The organism is Arthrobacter sp. AQ5-05 (assembly GCF_003287975.1).
In the GTDB taxonomy this organism is placed as follows: domain Bacteria; phylum Actinomycetota; class Actinomycetes; order Actinomycetales; family Micrococcaceae; genus Paeniglutamicibacter.
Map to the genome: position 1 here is coordinate 357153 of NZ_QMKQ01000002.1, position 16840 is coordinate 373992.

The following is a 16840-nucleotide window of genomic DNA, read 5'->3' on the forward strand; positions in this document are numbered from 1 at the left end:
TATTCCCCAACATACGCCCACCTCAACGCGTACTTCTAGGGTGCGTGGCGAGTCGTGATGAAGACGAGATTAAGGTTCCGGGACTCCGGGGTGTCCGGGAGGTTGCCGCGCCGGGCGCGGCGGCCTCAGGAACCGAAGCGGCGCTGGCGGTCGGCGAAGTCGCGCAGGGCGCGCAGGAAGTCCACGCGCCGGAAGTCAGGCCACAGGGCCTCGCAGAAATAGAACTCCGAATAGGCGCTCTGCCAGGTCAGGAACCCGGAGAGGCGCTGTTCGCCCGAGGTGCGGATGACCAGGTCCGGATCCGGCTGTCCCTTGGTGTACAGGTGGGTGGCCAGCTGGTCCGGATCCAGGCCCTCGGCGATCTGCGCCGCATTCTGGCCGTTGGCGTGCCCCTGGAGCAGCAGCGCCTTGACCGCATCGACGATTTCCTGCCTGCCGCCGTAGCCGACGGCCACGTTGACGTGGATGCCGGTGACAGCGGCGGTGGAGGCCTCCAGCTCGCGCAGCTTGTTGGCCAGGTAGTCCGGCAGCAAGTCGAGGTTCCCAACGGGCTTGACGCGCACGGTCTTGGTTTCGCCCAGCCGGTCCAGGGTGTTGGCGATGATGCCCATGAGGTCATCGAGTTCCTGGCTGGAGCGGTTCATGTTGTCGGTGGAGAGCATGTAGAGCGTGACCAGGTTGATGTCCAGCTCCTGGCACCAGCCCAGGAATTCCAGGATCTTGTCCGCGCCGGCCTGGTGCCCGCTGGCGGTGGTCTGGCCCGAAAGCTTGGCCCAGCGGCGGTTCCCGTCCACGAGCACGCCAATATGCGCGGGCAGCTTTTCCGGGGTCAAGAGACCCCGCAGCTGCCGCTCATAGAGCCGGTAGGCGAATCCCGGTAGTTCCACGGCGATACTCCTGCTTTGGATAGGGGGGGTGCATGCGGGCGGCCCCCAAGGACCGCATCCGTTGGTTAACGCTACCGGGTTCCACCGCCGGCGGGGCATCATGACTCGGGCATTGTCCCGGGCAATACCCCACATCGACCTCGCCGGGGCGCAGGGAACCCGGGGTGTCTTGCAGCAGGAAAACAGTAAACCCACCACTTGCCAAGTTAGGCTGGGGGCATGACCCAACGCTCCGGAAACCGCTCCCGGCCACCGGTTCCGGCCCAGCCGGACAAACCATTGCTGCGCGGCTGGATCCACGCGGCCACCGCCCCGCTGGCCCTGGCCGCGGGCATCGTGTTGGTGGTCCTGGCCCCGGCCGGAGCGGGGAAGATCACCAGTGCCGTCTTCGCGTCCACCGGTGTGCTGCTCTTCGGGGTCTCGGCGTTTTACCACCGCGGGAACTGGTCGCCGCGAACCACCCGGTTGCTCAAGCGGATCGACCACACCAACATCATGTTGCTGATCGCCGGCTCCTACACGCCCCTTGCCTGGGCATTGCTGCCACCGAGGTCCGCCACGATCCTGTTGGTCTCGATCTGGATCGGCGCTCTGGCAGGGGTGGGTTTCCGGGTCTTCTACACCGATGCCCCGCGCTGGCTCTACACCCCGGTGTATGTGCTGCTGGGTCTGGCTTCACTGCTGTTCATCGGGGACTTCTTTGCCGCGAGCCCGGCCGCGGCAATCCTGATCTGCACCGGAGGGGTCTTCTACATCGTCGGGGCGGTGTTCTACGCGAGCAAGGCCCCGAACCCGATTCCGGGAATCCTGGGGTTCCACGAACTCTTCCATGCGTGCACGCTCGTCGGCTTTGCCTGCCATTTCACCGCGATCACCATGGCGGTGCTGGGCACCGCCTAACCACCCCGCATGCTGCGCGAAAGGCCGGGCACGAGCAGGGCTGCCAGCGAAGGCAGACCGCTGACCGGCGCATGGCAAATGCCGCCGCGACAGACATAGAGCCGCAGCTGCCCCTTCGGCCCGGCGGGGTATGCCGCACTCGGGGTCCCGGGCCCGCCGCCCTCACCCCGCTGGGACACCCCCGCGAGCACCCCAAGCCGCACGGCGGACCGGCGCTCGGCCTCCGTTCCGCCGGCCACGGCCAGCTCGGTGCTCGACCCGTGGAGGAACCGGGCAACCACGCCCAGGGCACTGCCGACCGCCTGCGGTGCCCGTTCGGCGAGCGCCGGGACGAACCCCAGCAGCATGCGCACCACAGCCAGGTCGGCCTCGCTGCGCACAAACCCGGGATCTTTTTCCGCGGCGTCCAGCTGCAGGCGGCCGGCCCTGTTCAACAGGGCCGCGGCCAGCAGCGAGGTGGCCGCCGGCACCGCATCATCCAGCGCCTCGGCACTGCTGGCGCCCCCACGCACGGCCCGCACCCGCGGGTCGTTGGCGGCGCTGTCGCGCGGTTGTCCATCCTGCAGGAAGATCTCCTGCGCGGATGCCAGCACCTCGTCGGCCCGCGCAAACCACTGATGCTCCCCCGTGGCAACGCCCAGGGACTGGAATCCCAGGGCTACCCCCACGTAGTCCTCGAGCACGGCGTCGATGGCCGTGTTCGCCCGGCCCTGGTGGCTGATGCGGTGGAGCACTCCCCCGGCGCTCGCGGTCGCTGGAGCCCAGTGCACCGCATGGAGGAAGCTGGCTGCCCCCGTGGCGAGCTCCAGCATGCGCGGTTCGCGCAGCAGCACCGCGGCCTCGGCCAGCGAGGCGATGACCAGGCCGTTCCACCCGGCAACGACCTTGTCGTCGCGGCCCGGCTGCACGCGCTTGGCACGCTCGGCCTCCAAGGCCGCAAAGGCCCTGGCCAGTTCCGGCCACTCGAACAGGCTCGGGGTTCGCGAAAGCGCAATGGTCATGGGCGCATCCTGCGGCGGGAGGCTTGCCGCCCGGGCATCCTCGGCGGGAAGCCTGGCTCCCTCCCACAGCTGCCAGAAGACGTTGCCCTTGCCCGGAAGCGCATCGGGACGCGGCCCCGCCCGGTTGCCGCTTGGCTCACCCAGGATCCCGGCGACCTCGGCCCGGGTGAAGACGTAGGTGGCGCCCTCGTGGTGGGTTCCGTCGGGCATTACGGTGTCGGCGTCGATCGAGGAGGCGAAGCCGCCACCGGGAAGCAACATCCGGGCCTCGAGCCACCTGGATATGCCCATGGCCGAGACCCGGCACAGCTTGGCCACCTCGGGATCGGGCAACTGCACGGCTGCGCGGGCATAGAGGCCCAGGAGCTGGGCATTGTCGTACAGCATCTTCTCGAAGTGCGGGATCTTCCACCCGGGGTCCACGCAGTAGCGGGCAAAGCCACCGCCAAGGTGGTCGGCCAGGGCGCTGCGGGCCATGGTTTCCAGGGTGTCCGAGGCCAGCGCCGTGGCCTGGCCGGCCGCCGATCCCAGGCCCAGCCCGGCGCGCAAGAGGAAATCCAGCACTGGGCTGGGCGGGAACTTGGGTGCCGGCGCAAACCCGCCGGTGGGATCCTGCAAGGCAGCCAGCTTGTTCACGGCCGCGGACACGACCGGCGCCAGCACGGAGCCGTTGTTGCCGGTGGGCAGCGGCAGGGCGCGGGAGAACATCTTGGCCTGTCCCCCGGCCGCGGATCCCAGGTGCTCGGCAAGGGTCGTCGCCTGCAGTTCGAGGGCGTCCCGCCGGTTCACCCAGGCATCGGTGACGGCCTCGAGGACCTGTCCGAAGGAGGGCATGCCGGGGCGCGGGGCGGGCGGGAAGTAGGTTCCGGCGTGGATGGCACGGCCGTCCGGGAGCGTGAACACGCTCATGGGCCAGCCGCCGGCCCCCGTGAGGGTTTGCGTGGCGGCCATGTAGGCCTCGTCGACGGCGGGGTGTTCCTCGCGGTCGACCTTGATCGGAACGAAGTGTTCGTTGAGGTAGGCGGCGACCCCGGGATCGTCAAAGGATTCGGCGGCCATCACGTGGCACCAGTGGCAGGCGGCGTAGCCGATGGACAAGAAGACTGGGATGTCGCGCGTCTTGGCCTCGGCAAAGGCCTCGTCGCCGTAGGGCCACCAGTCCACCGGCTGGTGGGCATGCTGGCGCAGGTAGGCGGAGGCACTGGAGGCGATTCGTTGTCCCATGCCTCCAGTCTCCCCCACGATCATTCGACACGTCGTGGGCCGCGAAACCATGCGCATGCCGGATAACTGGTTGCGCAACCCGGAGGTTCTGAATTGAGAGCATGTGGAGCGCCGACATTGAGCTGATCGCCGGTGGCTCGCTTCGCTGGACGTCGATTCCCGGGAGCAGGCCATTGCCGCCATCCAGCTCGAGGAGGACCGTGGCCCACAACCGGGCCGTCCCGTCGTGGACGGCGCGACCCATTCTCGACATGAGAACATGAAGGAATTGCGGCCGGGCTCATCAGGTGGATCTGGGCTACGCGTTCTTTTCGCCTTCGACCCCAAGCGACAAGCGATCATATCCATCGCAGGCGACAAGGCCGGAAACCGGGATCACCGGTACAAGAAAAACATCCCCGTGGCTGACGACTTGTTCGACGGCCACCTACGCTCATTGAAAGGAAAATGACCGTCATGCCAATGTCACTAAGGGATTTCCTCGCAGAGCACCCCGTGGACTTGGAACGGGTCGAAGCACACAAGGAACGGATGCTTGCCGCGGTCCGCACCCACCGGCTCCGTGAACCGCGTGAAGCTGCAGGACTGGCGCAGGAGCAAGTCGCCACCCGGATCGGCGTCCCACAGCGCCAGGTATCCAAGATCCGGCACGGAAATCAGGAGGACTCCAAAGTCGGGACCATTCGCGGCTACATGGAAGCCGTCGGGGGAAACCTCACGATGGGGTTCGTGGCCGGCGACGCCCGCATCCAGCTCGCCTGACGCCACCTCCAGAAGCCACTTCATGGACAGGGCATTCGGGACCTGCATGGCAACGACGCCAGGCATGTTCGTCGCCCCCGCTGGTGCCACTGCCGTATTCGCCGTGCCTTCATGTTGCACCCGAACGCCACACGTGCGGCAGTTCCATATCGCACCCTCCGATGACGGAGGCCGCAAGGCGGCACGCGCTGCCGGGTGGCCCCGATCCCCATGGACCGGGCAAGCACGCGCCCCGCGGACAGTCGGCGCCCGCTGCCGGGTGGCTGGCCGGTTCCCTAGCCTCTCAGCCTCAGCGCATAAGCCGCGTCGATCCCTTTGGCATCGAAATCCGACTCGTCGAATACCTCGCCCTCGGATAGCCCCAACATGTCTCGCACGTGCTCAAAGTCTTCGTGGCTTGGATCGTTGCTGACGTCAATGGCGTGGTACCAGCCCGGGATTCCGCCGATGTCATCGACCGGGGCCTGCAAGCGCCCGCCGGTGCAACGCACCGCCTGCCCCGTGGGCGAGTCGAAGATCTTCTCCACGACGATCTTGTGCCGCCAACTGTCGCCAAAATCGTAGTTGTAGAAGAACTTGTCCCTTGGCGCGCCCACCAGCTGGCCCACGGTGTAGTCCCATTCATCGAGTGTTTCTTCAAGTTCCATGCGGGGATCGGAGAACCTCTGGCTGTCGCCATACAAACCGGCTGCTGGGAGTTCGAAATCGTGCAGATGGCTGTTCAGCCAACCGAAGGCGACTTGCAGCGCCACGTGCAGATCGGCCAGGGAAATCGTGGACGGCACCACCAATCGGCGCCATACGGGAGGTTGCGTGTATTCCAGATCCACACGCAACTGAAGGCTTTTGCCTGCCGGCACCCGGGCAGGCAATTCGAATGGGTCGATTTCCGCCGCATCGACCAATTCCGGCATGTTCGCTGCCGCTTCCGGGGCAAAGGACGCCTTGATCATCTCCAACATCTTGGCGGGGTCGACGTCGGACACCTGCTCGTCCATGACATACATCGAGAACATGTCGTAGCTCTCGGCTAAGGCGGGGTCCGCGCGGTAGTGCGTATCGATCCGGACCACGCCTAGCTCCGCAAGTTCCTCGAGCATGTAGCCCACAGCCGCGAAGGAAGAATCCGCGGCCGCATCGCTCGCAGTGAAGACCGTGGGACGGGAGGAATACAGCGCGGCATCCAGGGTCTGCATCAGGCTCCCGCGCAGCGCAACGCCGTTCATTCGATCGTGCTCCACGATCCAGTCGCCATAGGACATCATGAAGGTCCCAATGAAGTCGGAGACAATTTCGCGGCTTTCCTTCGTAACCTGGCCACCCAGGAAATCTTGGGCATCCGGGCCCTGCCTGGCCCGGGTCTCGTCCCCCTCGATCAGCTCGAGTTCAAGCAGGGAATCCCAGATCAGGCTGAGCCGCTTGACGGCCTTCAGGGAACCGGCATACGGTTTTATGGCGTCTCGCTCATCCGCGCCAAGGCCCGGAAGTGTGGCTTCGGTTGACTGCTTCGAGGTGCGGATCGCCACTCCGACAACGGCCGCCGCTTCAACGAGGTCCTTCTTGCGCAGGCCGCCCGAGGCCGTCAGATCGCGCCCCGCAGCAACCCATTCCAGGAGCTTTCGGGCATACCGGAGAAGCGGCATTGCATTGAAGACCTCGAAGGCCTCGGCATCGTTGACAGCAGGTAGCTCCTCGTGGTCGTTCTCGCCCGCGGACCCGCTTTCAACAACGGCATGCACCTTCGCATAGGCCTGTTCGGAACCGGTCCAGCGTTCCTGCTCCCGGAGGAAATGCAGATACGCGTCAAATGTGCCCACGTAGATTTCTTCGCTCATCAGTCCGCCGTCCGCCTGGATTTCCTCGGCCAGCACCACGGCAATCTTTTCCGGGGCAAACTCCGTGACAGTTGCCTCGCCCGTCAATTCCGCGTACCTGTCAACCAGGTGGTGCACGCGTTCGAACACCGCGAAGGCATTGTCGCGATCGACCCGGGAGGAATTGATGAGCCAGTCCATGAAGGGCCCGGCCAAGGCATCGATCCCTGCCCGTGCCCGAACCCGTGGAATCGAAATGATCTCCCGCTTGACGGCCCGCTTGGGCTTGGCCTGCTTCTTGCTGGTTTTGCTCTTCGCCATTCCGGCTCCACCGTTGATTCGTTTGCTCCCGCGACACCCTTGTTCGCGCACGCAATCAGCTGATAATGAATACGAAAAAGATTACACGGCATCCAGCGTCGAGCCCCGAGGTCGTCTCCGGGTGCGAGTCGTGCTGATCGGGGACACGGAAGAACGCCACACTGGAACCAAGGCCCATGGCGAAGTTGACGTGAACAAACACAGGCACGGCCCCGGTGGAAAAGTCCTCCGGGGCCGCGCCTTGAAGGATCGGGCGCGACTTAGCGCGCGGGGGTATCGCCCGGTTCGTCGGGCTGGATTTCCTTGCCCTTGTCCACCAGCTCCTGCTGGCGGGCTTCGGCTTCGCCGCGGTACCGGACCTTGCGGATTCGGCGGGTCATGTCACGGATCAGGAAGATGGTGACGATGACGACCGCTGCGGTGGCCACAAAGCCAACGAAGCCCGGGCCGATGTTCTGGGCGGCGTCCCCCACGGGCGCGCCGGGTACCGGGGACGGACTAACGGAGGCTGCATACAGCAGGAACGAATACACGCGTGGGGCTCTTTCTGAAAAAGTTGGCGGCCGGATTCACCGGTACACCACCTATCTTAGACCGGCAAACAGGTCGGTCTCTGGGAGTGTGGTGGGAACCGATGATTTGATCAGGGTGAAATCCTCCCAAGGCCAAGCCTTGGCATAGATCGCCTCGGGCACGGCAAAGAAGAATCCGGTCGGATCGATCTGGGTCCGGTGCGCCAGCAGCGCCTGGTCCCGCTGCTTGAAGAAGCCGGCGCAGTTCACCTGAGTGGTGGTCTTGTGCGGCGAGACCCACCCGAAGAACTGCTCTTCGGGGTGTTCCTCCCAGGCGGCAACGCGCTCGGCATAGGGCGATTCGATGCCGGCGTCGACCATCGCGTAGTGCAGGGTCCGGAAACGCTCAGGGGCAAAGGCGCGGTCGTAGTAAAGCTTCGAGGTTTCCCAGGGCTCGCCCAGCTCCGGGGAGCTGTCGGCCTTGGCGGCTTCCGCGAAGGCATGCACCGCGACCTTGTGCGCCTGGATGTGGTCGGGGTGGGGGTATCCGCCGTTTTCGTCGTACGCAATGATCACGTGCGGCTTGAACTCGCGGATCAGCTTGATCAGCGGGGCGGACGCGCGGTCCAGCGGCTGCAGCGCGAAGGAGCCGAAGTCGAGTTCCGGCAGCGGATCGCCCTCGGGCAGTCCCGAGTCGGTGAATCCGATCCAACGGTGTTCGATGCCCAGCACCGCGGCGGCCTCTGCCATCTCGCTGCGCCGCACGCCGGTCAGGTCGCGGTGCGCGTGGGCGAGCTCGCCCACGGCGGCATTGAGGATGTCCCCGCGTTCCCCGCCGGTGCAGGTTGCCACCATTACCCTTGCCCCGGCGGCAACGTATGCCGCCATGGTGGCCGAGCCCTTGGACGCCTCGTCGTCGGGGTGTGCATGGACCGCCAACAAACGCAGGCCCGATGAATCAGCGATATGCTCCACGTTTCGTTCTTCCACCTAAGTGACTCCAACTTCCTCATGCTCGGTGAAGGGTTCCCCTTGCCAAGGCTTAGACTGGTAGGGATGATTTCCCGGCCGCGACGCCCACGAATCGAAAGAGGCGCCATTGTCCAGCTTAACGAATAGGTACGGTTCGCCCAAGCGCGGCCTGGCCAAGAGAACCCGCAAGGCGCTGATCATCCTCGGTCTGGCCGTTGGCATCCTGGCTGCGTTCTACCTGGCCACCGCCACCAATTCGAAGGTGGACTTCAAGGACAACTCCTTCATGGTCCACTTCCCCACCAGCGCCACCGCAATCGTGGACATCTCCAAGGATGCCGGCGACACGGTCCAGTGCGAGATCCGGGCAATGAACGAGTCCTACGCCATTGTTGGCTGGAAGACGCTGGTCGTGGGCCCCACCGAGGGCAAGGGCATGACGACCACCAGGTTCGATGTGAAGCTCCGTACCGAGTCGCTGGCCACCACCGCAGGGGTCGAGGAATGCAGGCTGGTCAAGGCCTCCTGACCACCGCGGGAACACCGCATCCGGGGCGTCGCTGATTGTTTGGCCTGCACGACGCGCCACTACGCCAAAAGCTCAAACTCTTGGGTAAATAGCTGTTTGGCGGCTAATATCTTTCTAATACGTTATTGCCCCGCTACAGACCGTGACGGACAAAGTTCTTCACCTGCTGTGCGGGGTCTTTGCTTGCAAGATGTTCGTCGCATCATCGGGCGGGACCGTCTCGGCATGTTGTTCCCCCAGGGAGTAGCGGCCCTGATTACACAAGGAGTACCACGTGACCACGACCAATCACGAACCAGTTGTTTGGCTGACCCAAGAGGCCTATGACCGCCTTGCCGCCGAGCTCGAGCGCCTCTCGGGCCCGGGCCGCGCAGAGATCGTTGACCGCATTGAGCAGGCACGTTCCGAGGGCGACCTCAAGGAAAACGGTGGCTACCACGCGGCCAAGGAAGAACAGGGCAAGGCCGAGGCACGCATCACGTACCTCAAGGACCTGCTGCGTCGTGCCCACGTGGGCGAAGCTCCCGCCGATGACGGAATCGTCGAGCCGGGCATGCTGGTCGAGGCAATCATCGCCGGCGACAAGACCACCTTCCTCTTCGGCAGCCGCGAGGTAGCCGGGGATTCGGATCTGGAAGTCTACTCGGAGAAGTCCCCGATCGGCTCGGCCGTCCACGGCGCCAAGTCCGGTGACACCCTCACCTACTCCGCACCGAACGGCAAGGAAATCACCGTCGAGATCGTTTCCTGCAAGCCTTACAGCGCTTAGTGCATTTCCCCGCGCGATGGCGCGGGACCCGGCCTGGTGGCCGCCGATCCCTCACCCGGATCCCGCCCTTGCCCCGTTGGGGGCGAAGGCCGGGGGTGGAGGCATCGGCGGCCATCTGTCTTTAACGCAGGCTCCTGGCCCCGCGAAAAATGCCCTCCTTGTTCCTGCCCATGGGCAGGAACAAGGAGGGCGTTGTCGTAAGTTTTCGGGGATCAGCCCATGATCATGGGCTGGAAGCCCTCGGCACGCAGGTTGTTCAACACCATCTCCGAGTGCACATGTCCCTTGGTCTCCATGTCGATGGTGATCGCCACGTCCCCCATGGACAGCGAGCCGCCCACGCGGGTGTGGTCCAGGCGGGTGACGTTGGCATCGGACTCGGCGATGACCCGGGAGATGGTTGCCAGCTCGCCGGGACGGTCATCGAGCATCATGCGCACGGTCAGGTAGCGCCCGGCCGCCGAGAGGCCGCGCTGGATGACCTTGAGCATCAGCAGCGGGTCGATGTTGCCGCCGGAAAGCACCACCGCGGTCTTGGCGGGGGTGATCCCGAGTTCCTCCAGCTTGCCCTCGAGCAGCGCTGCCACGCCCACGGCACCGGCCGGCTCGACCACCAGCTTCGAGCGTTCCAGGAGGAACACCAAGGCGCGGGCCAGCCCGTCCTCGGAGACCGTGACCACGTCGTCGACGAGTTCGCGAATGATCTGGAAGGGCAGCTGGCCCGGGCGTCCCACGGCGATACCGTCGGCGATGGTGCGCACGGTGTCCAGCGGGACCAGCGCGTCGGCGGCCAGCGAGGGAGGGTAGGCCGCTGCGTTCTCGGCCTGCACCCCGATGATCTTGATTTCCCGGCCCAGTTCCTTGGCACGAGTCTTGATGGCCACCGCGACCCCGGCCAGCAGTCCGCCGCCGCCCACACCCATTAGCACGGTGTCGACGTCCGGGAGCTGCTCGAGGATTTCCAGGCCGATGGTTCCCTGCCCGGCGATGATGTCGGGGTTGTCGAAGGGGTGCACGAAGACCGCACCGGTCGCTGTCGCGTAGCGCTCGGCCTCGGCCAGCGCCTCGTCCACGTTGTGCCCGTGCAGAATGACCTCGGCCCCGTGGTCGCGGGTGGCGGTGAGCTTGGGCAGTGCCACGCCCAGCGGCATGTAGATGCGGGCCTTGATCCCCAGTCGGCGGGCGGCCTGCGCCACGCCCTGGGCGTGGTTGCCCGCCGAGGCCGCCACGACGCCGCGGGCGCGTTCCTCGGCGGTGAGCTTGGCCATGCGCACGTAGGCGCCGCGGACCTTGAAGGAACCGGCACGCTGCAGGTTCTCGCACTTCAGGTAGACCTCGGAACCGATGTCCAGGGACAGCGCGCGCGAGTGCTCCATCGGGGTGCGGACGGCCACGCCTTCAAGAAGGTCGCGGGCCTCTTCGATGTCGGACAGGCTCACCGGGAGTTGGGTCTTCTGGATCATGGGAGCGGCTTTCTTCTGGGCGTGTTCACACGCTGTGCAATCGGGATTGGAAGTCTTTCGGGGCCAGGACCTTGGACCGGGGGTAGGCGGTGCGGGTGCGGATCAGGAACCGGGGTGTGGTTCTTCTCCGTCAAGGTCGGCGGGAGCCGGTTCCGCGGAGCGGACCGGCTTGGTAATTCGTGAACCGTTCACGGCCGCCATGGCCGCGGTCTCGGGGCCAAAGAGCGGATCGTGCTCCCAGCCCCGGTCGGAAATGTACTTCACCACGGTGTTGGCCACGGCCAGCACCGGGACGGCGAAAAGGGCGCCGGCAATGCCGGCGACGATGGAGCCGCCGGCCACGGCCATGACGACGGCCAGCGGGTGCAGGCTCACGGCCTTGCCCATGACCAATGGCTGCAGGATGTGGGATTCGGCCTGTTGGATGAAGAGCACCACCAGCAACATGATCAGCGCGTTGACCCAGCCGTTGGCCACCAGGGCCAGCAGCACGGCCACGGCCCCGGTGACCAGTGCACCGATGACGGGGATGAACGAGCCGATGAAGACGAGCACACCCAGCGGAAGTGCCAGCGGCACCCCGAGGATCAGGGCACCCACGCCGATGCCCACGGCGTCGATGAAGGCGACAAAGAGCTGGACGCGGACGTAGCTGACCATCGAGCCCCAGCCGCGGTGGCCGGCACCATGGGCTGCGGCCCGGGCACGGCGCGGCAGCAGGTTGATGAAGAAGCGGCCGATGCGCGGTCCGTCCAGCAGCAGGAAGATCAGCGAGAAGAGCACCAGCAGCATGCCCGTCACCAGGTGCCCAAGGGTGGTGCCCCAGGACAACGCACCGGAGAGGATGGACGAGGAGTTGTTCTTGAGCGTGTTCAGTGCGTCTTGGAAAAGCGTGTCGAGGTCCTGGTTGCTCAACCCCAGCGGGCCGGTGGAGAGCCAGTGCTGGATCTGGCTGATGCCGGTCAGGGCCTGGGCCCACAGGGAAGCGAAGCCGTTGGCCAGCCGCTGCCCAACGACGGAAAGACCTCCGACGATCACTGCCAGGAAACCGACCATGGTCACCCCGACGGAAAGCCCCTTGGGGAAACGCAGGGTGCGGGTCAGGAACTTCACCACGGGGCTGAGCAGCCCGGCCAGCAGGGCCGCGATCATCAGTGGGATCACCAGCAGGGACACGTGGGAGAGCAGCCAGACGGCGATGCCCACGGCCAGCACGATGACGATCAACCGCCAGGACCAGGACGCGGCGATCCGCACACCGTAGGGCAGGTCCTCGGCCTCGGCATGGGCGGCGTAGATGCTCGCCGGGTTCTCGTCGGCCTCGGGCGCGGCGGCCATCCGTTGCCTGGTGATCTGGGTGCTGTGCTGCACCGCTTCGGTGGCCGCGGCCAGGCGCCGCAGGGGGCGCGGCAGCTTCATGCCTTGGCTCCCAGGAAAAGGGGCCCGAGGGTCGCGAACCTGCGCGCCGTCTTCCCGGTCGAACCCTTGCTGCCTGTCAATGCCATGAACATACGTTATCCCTTGAAAGTTGCCGGTGCGGCATAGATGACGCACATATTGCAGAAAAACCGCGGGGCAGTACCCAAATCATGGGTACTGCCCCGCGGTCACACAGCAGATTGACTAGTCGTCGCCACGCAGGATGGCCAGAATGCGCAGAATCTCGACGTACAGCCAGACCAGCGTCACGGTCAGGCCGAATGCGGCGGTCCAGGCGGCCTTGGCCGGTGCACCCTGGCGCACGCCCTCGGAGATGTTGGTGAAGTCGAGCACAAGTGCGTAGGTGGCCAGCAGCACGGCGAGCACGCCGATGCCGACGCCAAGCATGCCGCTGCGCATGCCGAACATGCCATCAACGGCGCCGAACATCATCAGGCCGAAGTTCAGCAGCGAGAACACGCCGTAGCCGATCATCGCGATCATGAACATGCGGGTCATCTTCGGGGTCGCGCGGTACTTGCCCGAACGGTAGAGCACCAGGGTCACGGCGAAGACCGAGAACGTGGCAAGCACGGCCTGCATGGCGATGCCCGGGTACATGTTCTCGAAGACGCCCGACAGGCCACCGAGGAACAGGCCTTCGAAGCCCGCGTACAGCAGGATCAGCACCGGCGAGGGCTGGCGCTTGAAGGAGTTGGCCAGGCCCAGGCCCAGACCGACGAGTGCGCCGACGAGCATCAGGGCCGGCAGCTGCCAACCGATGGCCGCACCGATGAGGACCATGCCCAGGCTCAACATCGTCTTGTTGATGACGTCGGCGTAGGTCATGCGGCCGGTTTCCTGCGGTGACGCGGAAGGCTGCGAGTACATTTCCTGCAGGGCCTGTGCGCTCATCGGCTGAGCATAGGTGGTGGACGCGGCACCCGTGGCGCCGGCCGCACGGGTCTGCTCGCGGTAGTTCTTGGACTTGAAGACCGGGTTTCCGCCCAGGGCCATGGTTTTTCTCCTCGGTAGGGTTGTTGGTAAATAGCCTACGTTGGTTCAACGCTCGGCACAGACCAATAAATCCCCAAATCAAGACCTTTTTGGGTTTAAGCTGGCGGTTCATGGTTTTAGGAGCCGGGGCGAGGCAGGAATCCATCGTTCCCCGGCCCCCAGTCCGGTGACGCGTTGTTCAAGTTCGGCCAGCCTCTGGGGCCGCCGGGTCCCGGACAGGGGCAGGCTAGACGCGATTGGACCCAACGAGATAGGAGCTCCTTTGAAGCAGCTTGCCCTGATCATCGTGTTGCTGCTTGCCGCACTCGGGCTTGCCGGATGCAGCAGTGGATCGGAAATTGCGGGAGTCCCGCCCGAGGTGGCTCGACAGGCTTGGGCCGACGAGAAGATCGACCAATGGATCGGGGAAAGCGGCGCCAACGGCATTGACGAACTTCCCGAACCTTTCAGCCACGTCGAATCGTGGGAATCCCCGGAGACGGGTGTGCTGGTTGTTCGGGCCGGAACGCAGGACGTGCACCAGATCGCCCAGGAGTTGCTGCGAAGCGTTCGGGCCACCGGCGGCGGGATTGTCTCGGTCAAGGTCGTGAATGATGCGGGCGACAGCGCGCAGTATCCCGAGATCATCTAGCCGGACCGAGCGGCAGAGACTACCTGCGGGCAAGAAGGCTCAACCACCAAAGGACGTATGCATCTTTTGCCATGGTCAAGTGCATCAGATAGTGCTGCACAAGTATGCGGCGTGTCTTTGAAGCATGGAAGCACTTACAACGTCCCGACTTTCCTTGCCACTAAGCGCTGAAGATGCCCGTGATTTGGAAGCCATGCGCCGCTCGCCAGAATTCCTGAGGGAGGAATCCCTTTCCGAAAACCCAAGCAAGGCTGCTACTGCGCAGGCCATATTCCAACAGGGGATGCGGGTGGTTAAACAGCGTGAATATGCAAAGCTCTACGCCGAAATGGCAGCCGAGGAAACCCAGCTTGCCGAGTCATCCGCAAATCGCCAAAGGCTTTTACGCCGCGGCCGTGACACTGTGCCCGACTAGAGCCCATGGAGCTCAAACGCGGAAGCGTCTATTTAGCTAATCTCGGAGCAGAGACCGCGGATCCGAAGTTCTGGATCGTGGTTTCTTCGAACTTGAGAAACAACGCGTTCAAGGACGCCTTGGCAATCAGGGTCACCATGACTGACAAGTACACGGATTTGCCGTCCGTGGAGAAACTTCCGGACGGAGAGTGCATTCACGGCTACGTTCGTGCCGATACATTGACGACCATTTACGAAGACGAGCCAATTAAGTCCGTGGGCGGTCTGGGTGTGACCGCGATGAAGCGTGTGGAATCGGCGCTTCGTGGCGCATTAGACCTCTGAGGTGTCTCCACTCGCGACTCGTGCACCGGACGGCGCGGTGATCAGAAATACCTTGCAAGGACGCTTAGGCGGAGCTCGGCGGCAATGACCCTGAACGTGTATGCAGAATTGCTCGGCAACTACGTGGGGCGCCGCATGGCAGCCGAGAATCGCGGAGATTCATTTCCAGCCGTGGACAAAACAGTAGTTTTGGGCAAACGAAAGGCCCCTGCTTCCTTGTAAACACAGGGAAGCAGGGGCCTTTTCGTTGGTACCCCCAGTGGGACTCGAACCCACAATCCTTTCGGCAGCTGATTTTAAGTCAGCCGTGTATACCAATTCCACCATGGGGGCCTACCCGACCAAGCGTACAAGAACGTTCCCGCTCCGGGGAAACGAGGCATGTGCCTGGCATGGGAAGAGGCGGTGGCACCGTCGTACGCGAATCCCGGGCCGCGGGCCTATCACTGTGGGCCCGGGATCCGCGGCACGGTGCCACCGCCCCCGCTCGTTGCCGCTAGGCGCGCGGCTTCGGGGTTGCTGCCTCAACGAAAGTGGAGCGCGGGTTTTCGAGGTTGTTCAGCTGCAGGGTGTCGCGGGTGAAGAAGATCGCCACCATCCAGTCGCCCAGGACGCGGAACTTGCGCTCGAAGGTCGGCATGGCCATGCCGTGGTAGCCACGGTGTGCCATCCACGCCGGCCAGCCCTTGAGCTTGATGCCCATGACCTTGGCGACGCCCTTGTTCGCACCGAAGCCGGCAACCGCGCCGAGGTTCTTGTGCTTGTAGTTCTTGACCTGGCCCACGCCGTAGCGGGTGGAGTAGAGGTTGTGTGCCAGCAACTTGGCCTGGCGAACTGCGTGCTGTGCGTTCGGCACGCAGGTGCCATCCGGCAGGCCGCCGGTCACGTCGGGCACTGCCGACACGTCGCCGGCTGCCCAGGCACCCTCGATGGCAACGCCGTCTTCGCCGGTGATGCGCAGGTCGGTGCCGGTCATGACGCGGCCTCGGGGCTCGATCGGGAAGTCGGTGGAGCGAACCATCGGGTTGGCCATGACGCCGGCGGTCCAGATCAGCGTGTCGGACTCGAAGGTCTCGGCAGCGGACTTGTCCGGCATGTTGATCAGTGCCAGCTTGCCCTCGGTGGCGTCGGCCAGCGAGGTGTTCAGCAGGACCTCGATGCCGCGGCTGCGCAGGTGGTCGACAACCCACAGCGCCTGGTCCTCGGTGACCTCGGGCATGATGCGGCCCATGGCCTCGACGAGCACGAAGCGCAGCTCGTCCTTGCCGATGCGGCCGTTCAGGGCTGCTGCGTGGCGGGCCATGTCCTCGATCTCGGCGATGGTCTCGATGCCGGCGAAGCCGCCACCGACCACGACGAAGCTCAGGGCGCGCTTGCGCTCGGAGGCATCGGTCATCAACGAGGCCGACTCGATGCGCTCAAGGACCTTGTTGCGCAGGGCAACGGCTTCCTCGATGGACTTCAGGCCGATGCCCTCATCCGCAAGTCCCGGGATCGGGAAGGTGCGGGTGACCGCGCCGGCGGCCAGGACCACGTCGCGGTACTCGAGCTCAAACGGCTCGCCGACAACCGGCACGATGACGGCCTTGTTGTTCTTGTGGTCGATGGCCGACACGCGGCCATTGATCAGTTCGGCGTGCTTGAGGTGCTGGCGGTGCGACACCACGACGTGGCGCGGCTCGATCTGGCCACCTGCAACCTCGGGGAGGAACGGCTGGTAGGTCATGTACGGCAGCGGGTCCACGACGGTGACGATGCCGCCGTGGTCCTTGACCTTCTTCTGCAGCTTCATTGCGACGTAAAGTCCAACGTAGCCGCCGCCAACTACAAGAATGCGCGGGCGATCGGAAAATTGTTGAGTGATAGGCATGTACACAT

17 protein-coding genes and 1 tRNA gene are annotated in these 16840 nt (G+C 64.8%); 8 read left to right on the top strand and 10 right to left on the bottom strand.

Annotated elements, in window-relative coordinates; genetic code table 11:
- Positions 1 to 125: 125 nt before the first annotated feature.
- Positions 126 to 887, bottom strand: a complete 762-nt coding sequence (locus DQ353_RS04145; protein WP_113761506.1) for an isoprenyl transferase — start codon at positions 885 to 887, stop codon at positions 126 to 128.
- 219 nt (positions 888 to 1106) lie between these two features.
- Between DQ353_RS04145 and trhA the strand changes: the two genes are divergently transcribed.
- Positions 1107 to 1787, top strand: coding sequence for a PAQR family membrane homeostasis protein TrhA (trhA, locus tag DQ353_RS04150; RefSeq protein WP_113761507.1), 681 nt, complete (start codon positions 1107 to 1109; stop codon positions 1785 to 1787).
- On the opposite strand, the gene DQ353_RS04155 is transcribed toward trhA, so the two are convergent.
- Complete coding sequence (locus DQ353_RS04155) at positions 1784 to 4012, bottom strand: thioredoxin domain-containing protein (protein ID WP_181578235.1); 2229 nt, start codon at positions 4010 to 4012, stop codon at positions 1784 to 1786. The two genes, trhA and DQ353_RS04155, sit on opposite strands and share 4 nt — an antisense overlap.
- Before the next feature lie 181 nt (positions 4013 to 4193).
- On the opposite strand from DQ353_RS04155, the gene DQ353_RS22520 reads away from it, so the two are divergent.
- On the top strand, positions 4194 to 4463 hold the full coding sequence (locus DQ353_RS22520) for a type II toxin-antitoxin system RelE/ParE family toxin (RefSeq protein ID WP_353616661.1): 270 nt from the start codon (positions 4194 to 4196) through the stop codon (positions 4461 to 4463).
- A 5-nt stretch (positions 4464 to 4468) separates the two neighbouring features.
- Complete coding sequence (locus tag DQ353_RS04165) at positions 4469 to 4774, top strand: helix-turn-helix domain-containing protein (RefSeq protein ID WP_113761589.1); 306 nt, start codon at positions 4469 to 4471, stop codon at positions 4772 to 4774.
- 275 nt (positions 4775 to 5049) lie between these two features.
- On the opposite strand, the gene DQ353_RS04170 is transcribed toward DQ353_RS04165, so the two are convergent.
- The 3 genes from DQ353_RS04170 to mca form a co-directional block, all read right to left on the bottom strand.
- Positions 5050 to 6909 (bottom strand): plasmid pRiA4b ORF-3 family protein, encoded by a 1860-nt coding sequence (locus DQ353_RS04170; protein ID WP_113761509.1) that lies wholly within the window; start codon positions 6907 to 6909, stop codon positions 5050 to 5052.
- 260 nt (positions 6910 to 7169) lie between these two features.
- The gene (locus tag DQ353_RS04175; RefSeq protein ID WP_113761510.1) at positions 7170 to 7442 is read right to left on the bottom strand and encodes a hypothetical protein; all 273 of its coding nucleotides are present in this window, start codon (positions 7440 to 7442) and stop codon (positions 7170 to 7172) included.
- Between the two features lie 51 nt (positions 7443 to 7493).
- Positions 7494 to 8387, bottom strand: a complete 894-nt coding sequence (gene mca / locus DQ353_RS04180) for a mycothiol conjugate amidase Mca (RefSeq protein WP_181578245.1) — start codon at positions 8385 to 8387, stop codon at positions 7494 to 7496.
- A 133-nt stretch (positions 8388 to 8520) separates the two neighbouring features.
- Between mca and DQ353_RS04185 the strand changes: the two genes are divergently transcribed.
- Both DQ353_RS04185 and greA read left to right on the top strand, forming a co-directional pair.
- Complete coding sequence (locus tag DQ353_RS04185) at positions 8521 to 8922, top strand: DUF4307 domain-containing protein (protein ID WP_113761511.1); 402 nt, start codon at positions 8521 to 8523, stop codon at positions 8920 to 8922.
- A 274-nt stretch (positions 8923 to 9196) separates the two neighbouring features.
- Entirely contained in the window at positions 9197 to 9691 is a 495-nt protein-coding gene (gene greA, locus DQ353_RS04190; protein WP_113761512.1) for a transcription elongation factor GreA, read from the top strand.
- A 212-nt stretch (positions 9692 to 9903) separates the two neighbouring features.
- Here greA and ilvA read toward each other — a convergent pair whose 3' ends face one another.
- The 3 genes from ilvA to DQ353_RS04205 form a co-directional block, all read right to left on the bottom strand.
- Complete coding sequence (gene ilvA / locus DQ353_RS04195; RefSeq protein WP_113761513.1) at positions 9904 to 11154, bottom strand: threonine ammonia-lyase; 1251 nt, start codon at positions 11152 to 11154, stop codon at positions 9904 to 9906.
- Between the two features lie 102 nt (positions 11155 to 11256).
- The gene (locus DQ353_RS04200; protein WP_113761514.1) at positions 11257 to 12573 is read right to left on the bottom strand and encodes an AI-2E family transporter; all 1317 of its coding nucleotides are present in this window, start codon (positions 12571 to 12573) and stop codon (positions 11257 to 11259) included.
- A 204-nt stretch (positions 12574 to 12777) separates the two neighbouring features.
- Positions 12778 to 13590 carry a Bax inhibitor-1/YccA family protein gene (locus DQ353_RS04205; RefSeq protein ID WP_113761515.1) on the bottom strand — a complete coding sequence of 271 codons (813 nt, stop codon included), beginning with the start codon at positions 13588 to 13590 and terminating at the stop codon, positions 12778 to 12780.
- A 262-nt stretch (positions 13591 to 13852) separates the two neighbouring features.
- Between DQ353_RS04205 and DQ353_RS04210 the strand changes: the two genes are divergently transcribed.
- From DQ353_RS04210 to DQ353_RS04220, 3 genes are all read left to right on the top strand, one after another.
- A complete protein-coding gene (locus DQ353_RS04210; RefSeq protein ID WP_113761516.1) occupies positions 13853 to 14221 on the top strand; it encodes a hypothetical protein in 369 nt (122 codons plus the stop codon).
- A gap of 124 nt (positions 14222 to 14345) precedes the next feature.
- Positions 14346 to 14636 (top strand): hypothetical protein, encoded by a 291-nt coding sequence (locus DQ353_RS04215; RefSeq protein ID WP_146755194.1) that lies wholly within the window; start codon positions 14346 to 14348, stop codon positions 14634 to 14636.
- A gap of 5 nt (positions 14637 to 14641) precedes the next feature.
- A complete protein-coding gene (locus DQ353_RS04220) occupies positions 14642 to 14962 on the top strand; it encodes a type II toxin-antitoxin system PemK/MazF family toxin (protein ID WP_113761518.1) in 321 nt (106 codons plus the stop codon).
- A 248-nt stretch (positions 14963 to 15210) separates the two neighbouring features.
- Here DQ353_RS04220 and DQ353_RS04225 read toward each other — a convergent pair.
- Both DQ353_RS04225 and DQ353_RS04230 read right to left on the bottom strand, forming a co-directional pair.
- Positions 15211 to 15295, bottom strand: a tRNA-Leu gene (locus tag DQ353_RS04225).
- Positions 15296 to 15458: 163 nt separating this feature from the next.
- Positions 15459 to 16832 carry an NAD(P)/FAD-dependent oxidoreductase gene (locus tag DQ353_RS04230; protein WP_113761519.1) on the bottom strand — a complete coding sequence of 458 codons (1374 nt, stop codon included), beginning with the start codon at positions 16830 to 16832 and terminating at the stop codon, positions 15459 to 15461.
- Positions 16833 to 16840: the final 8 nt, after the last annotated feature.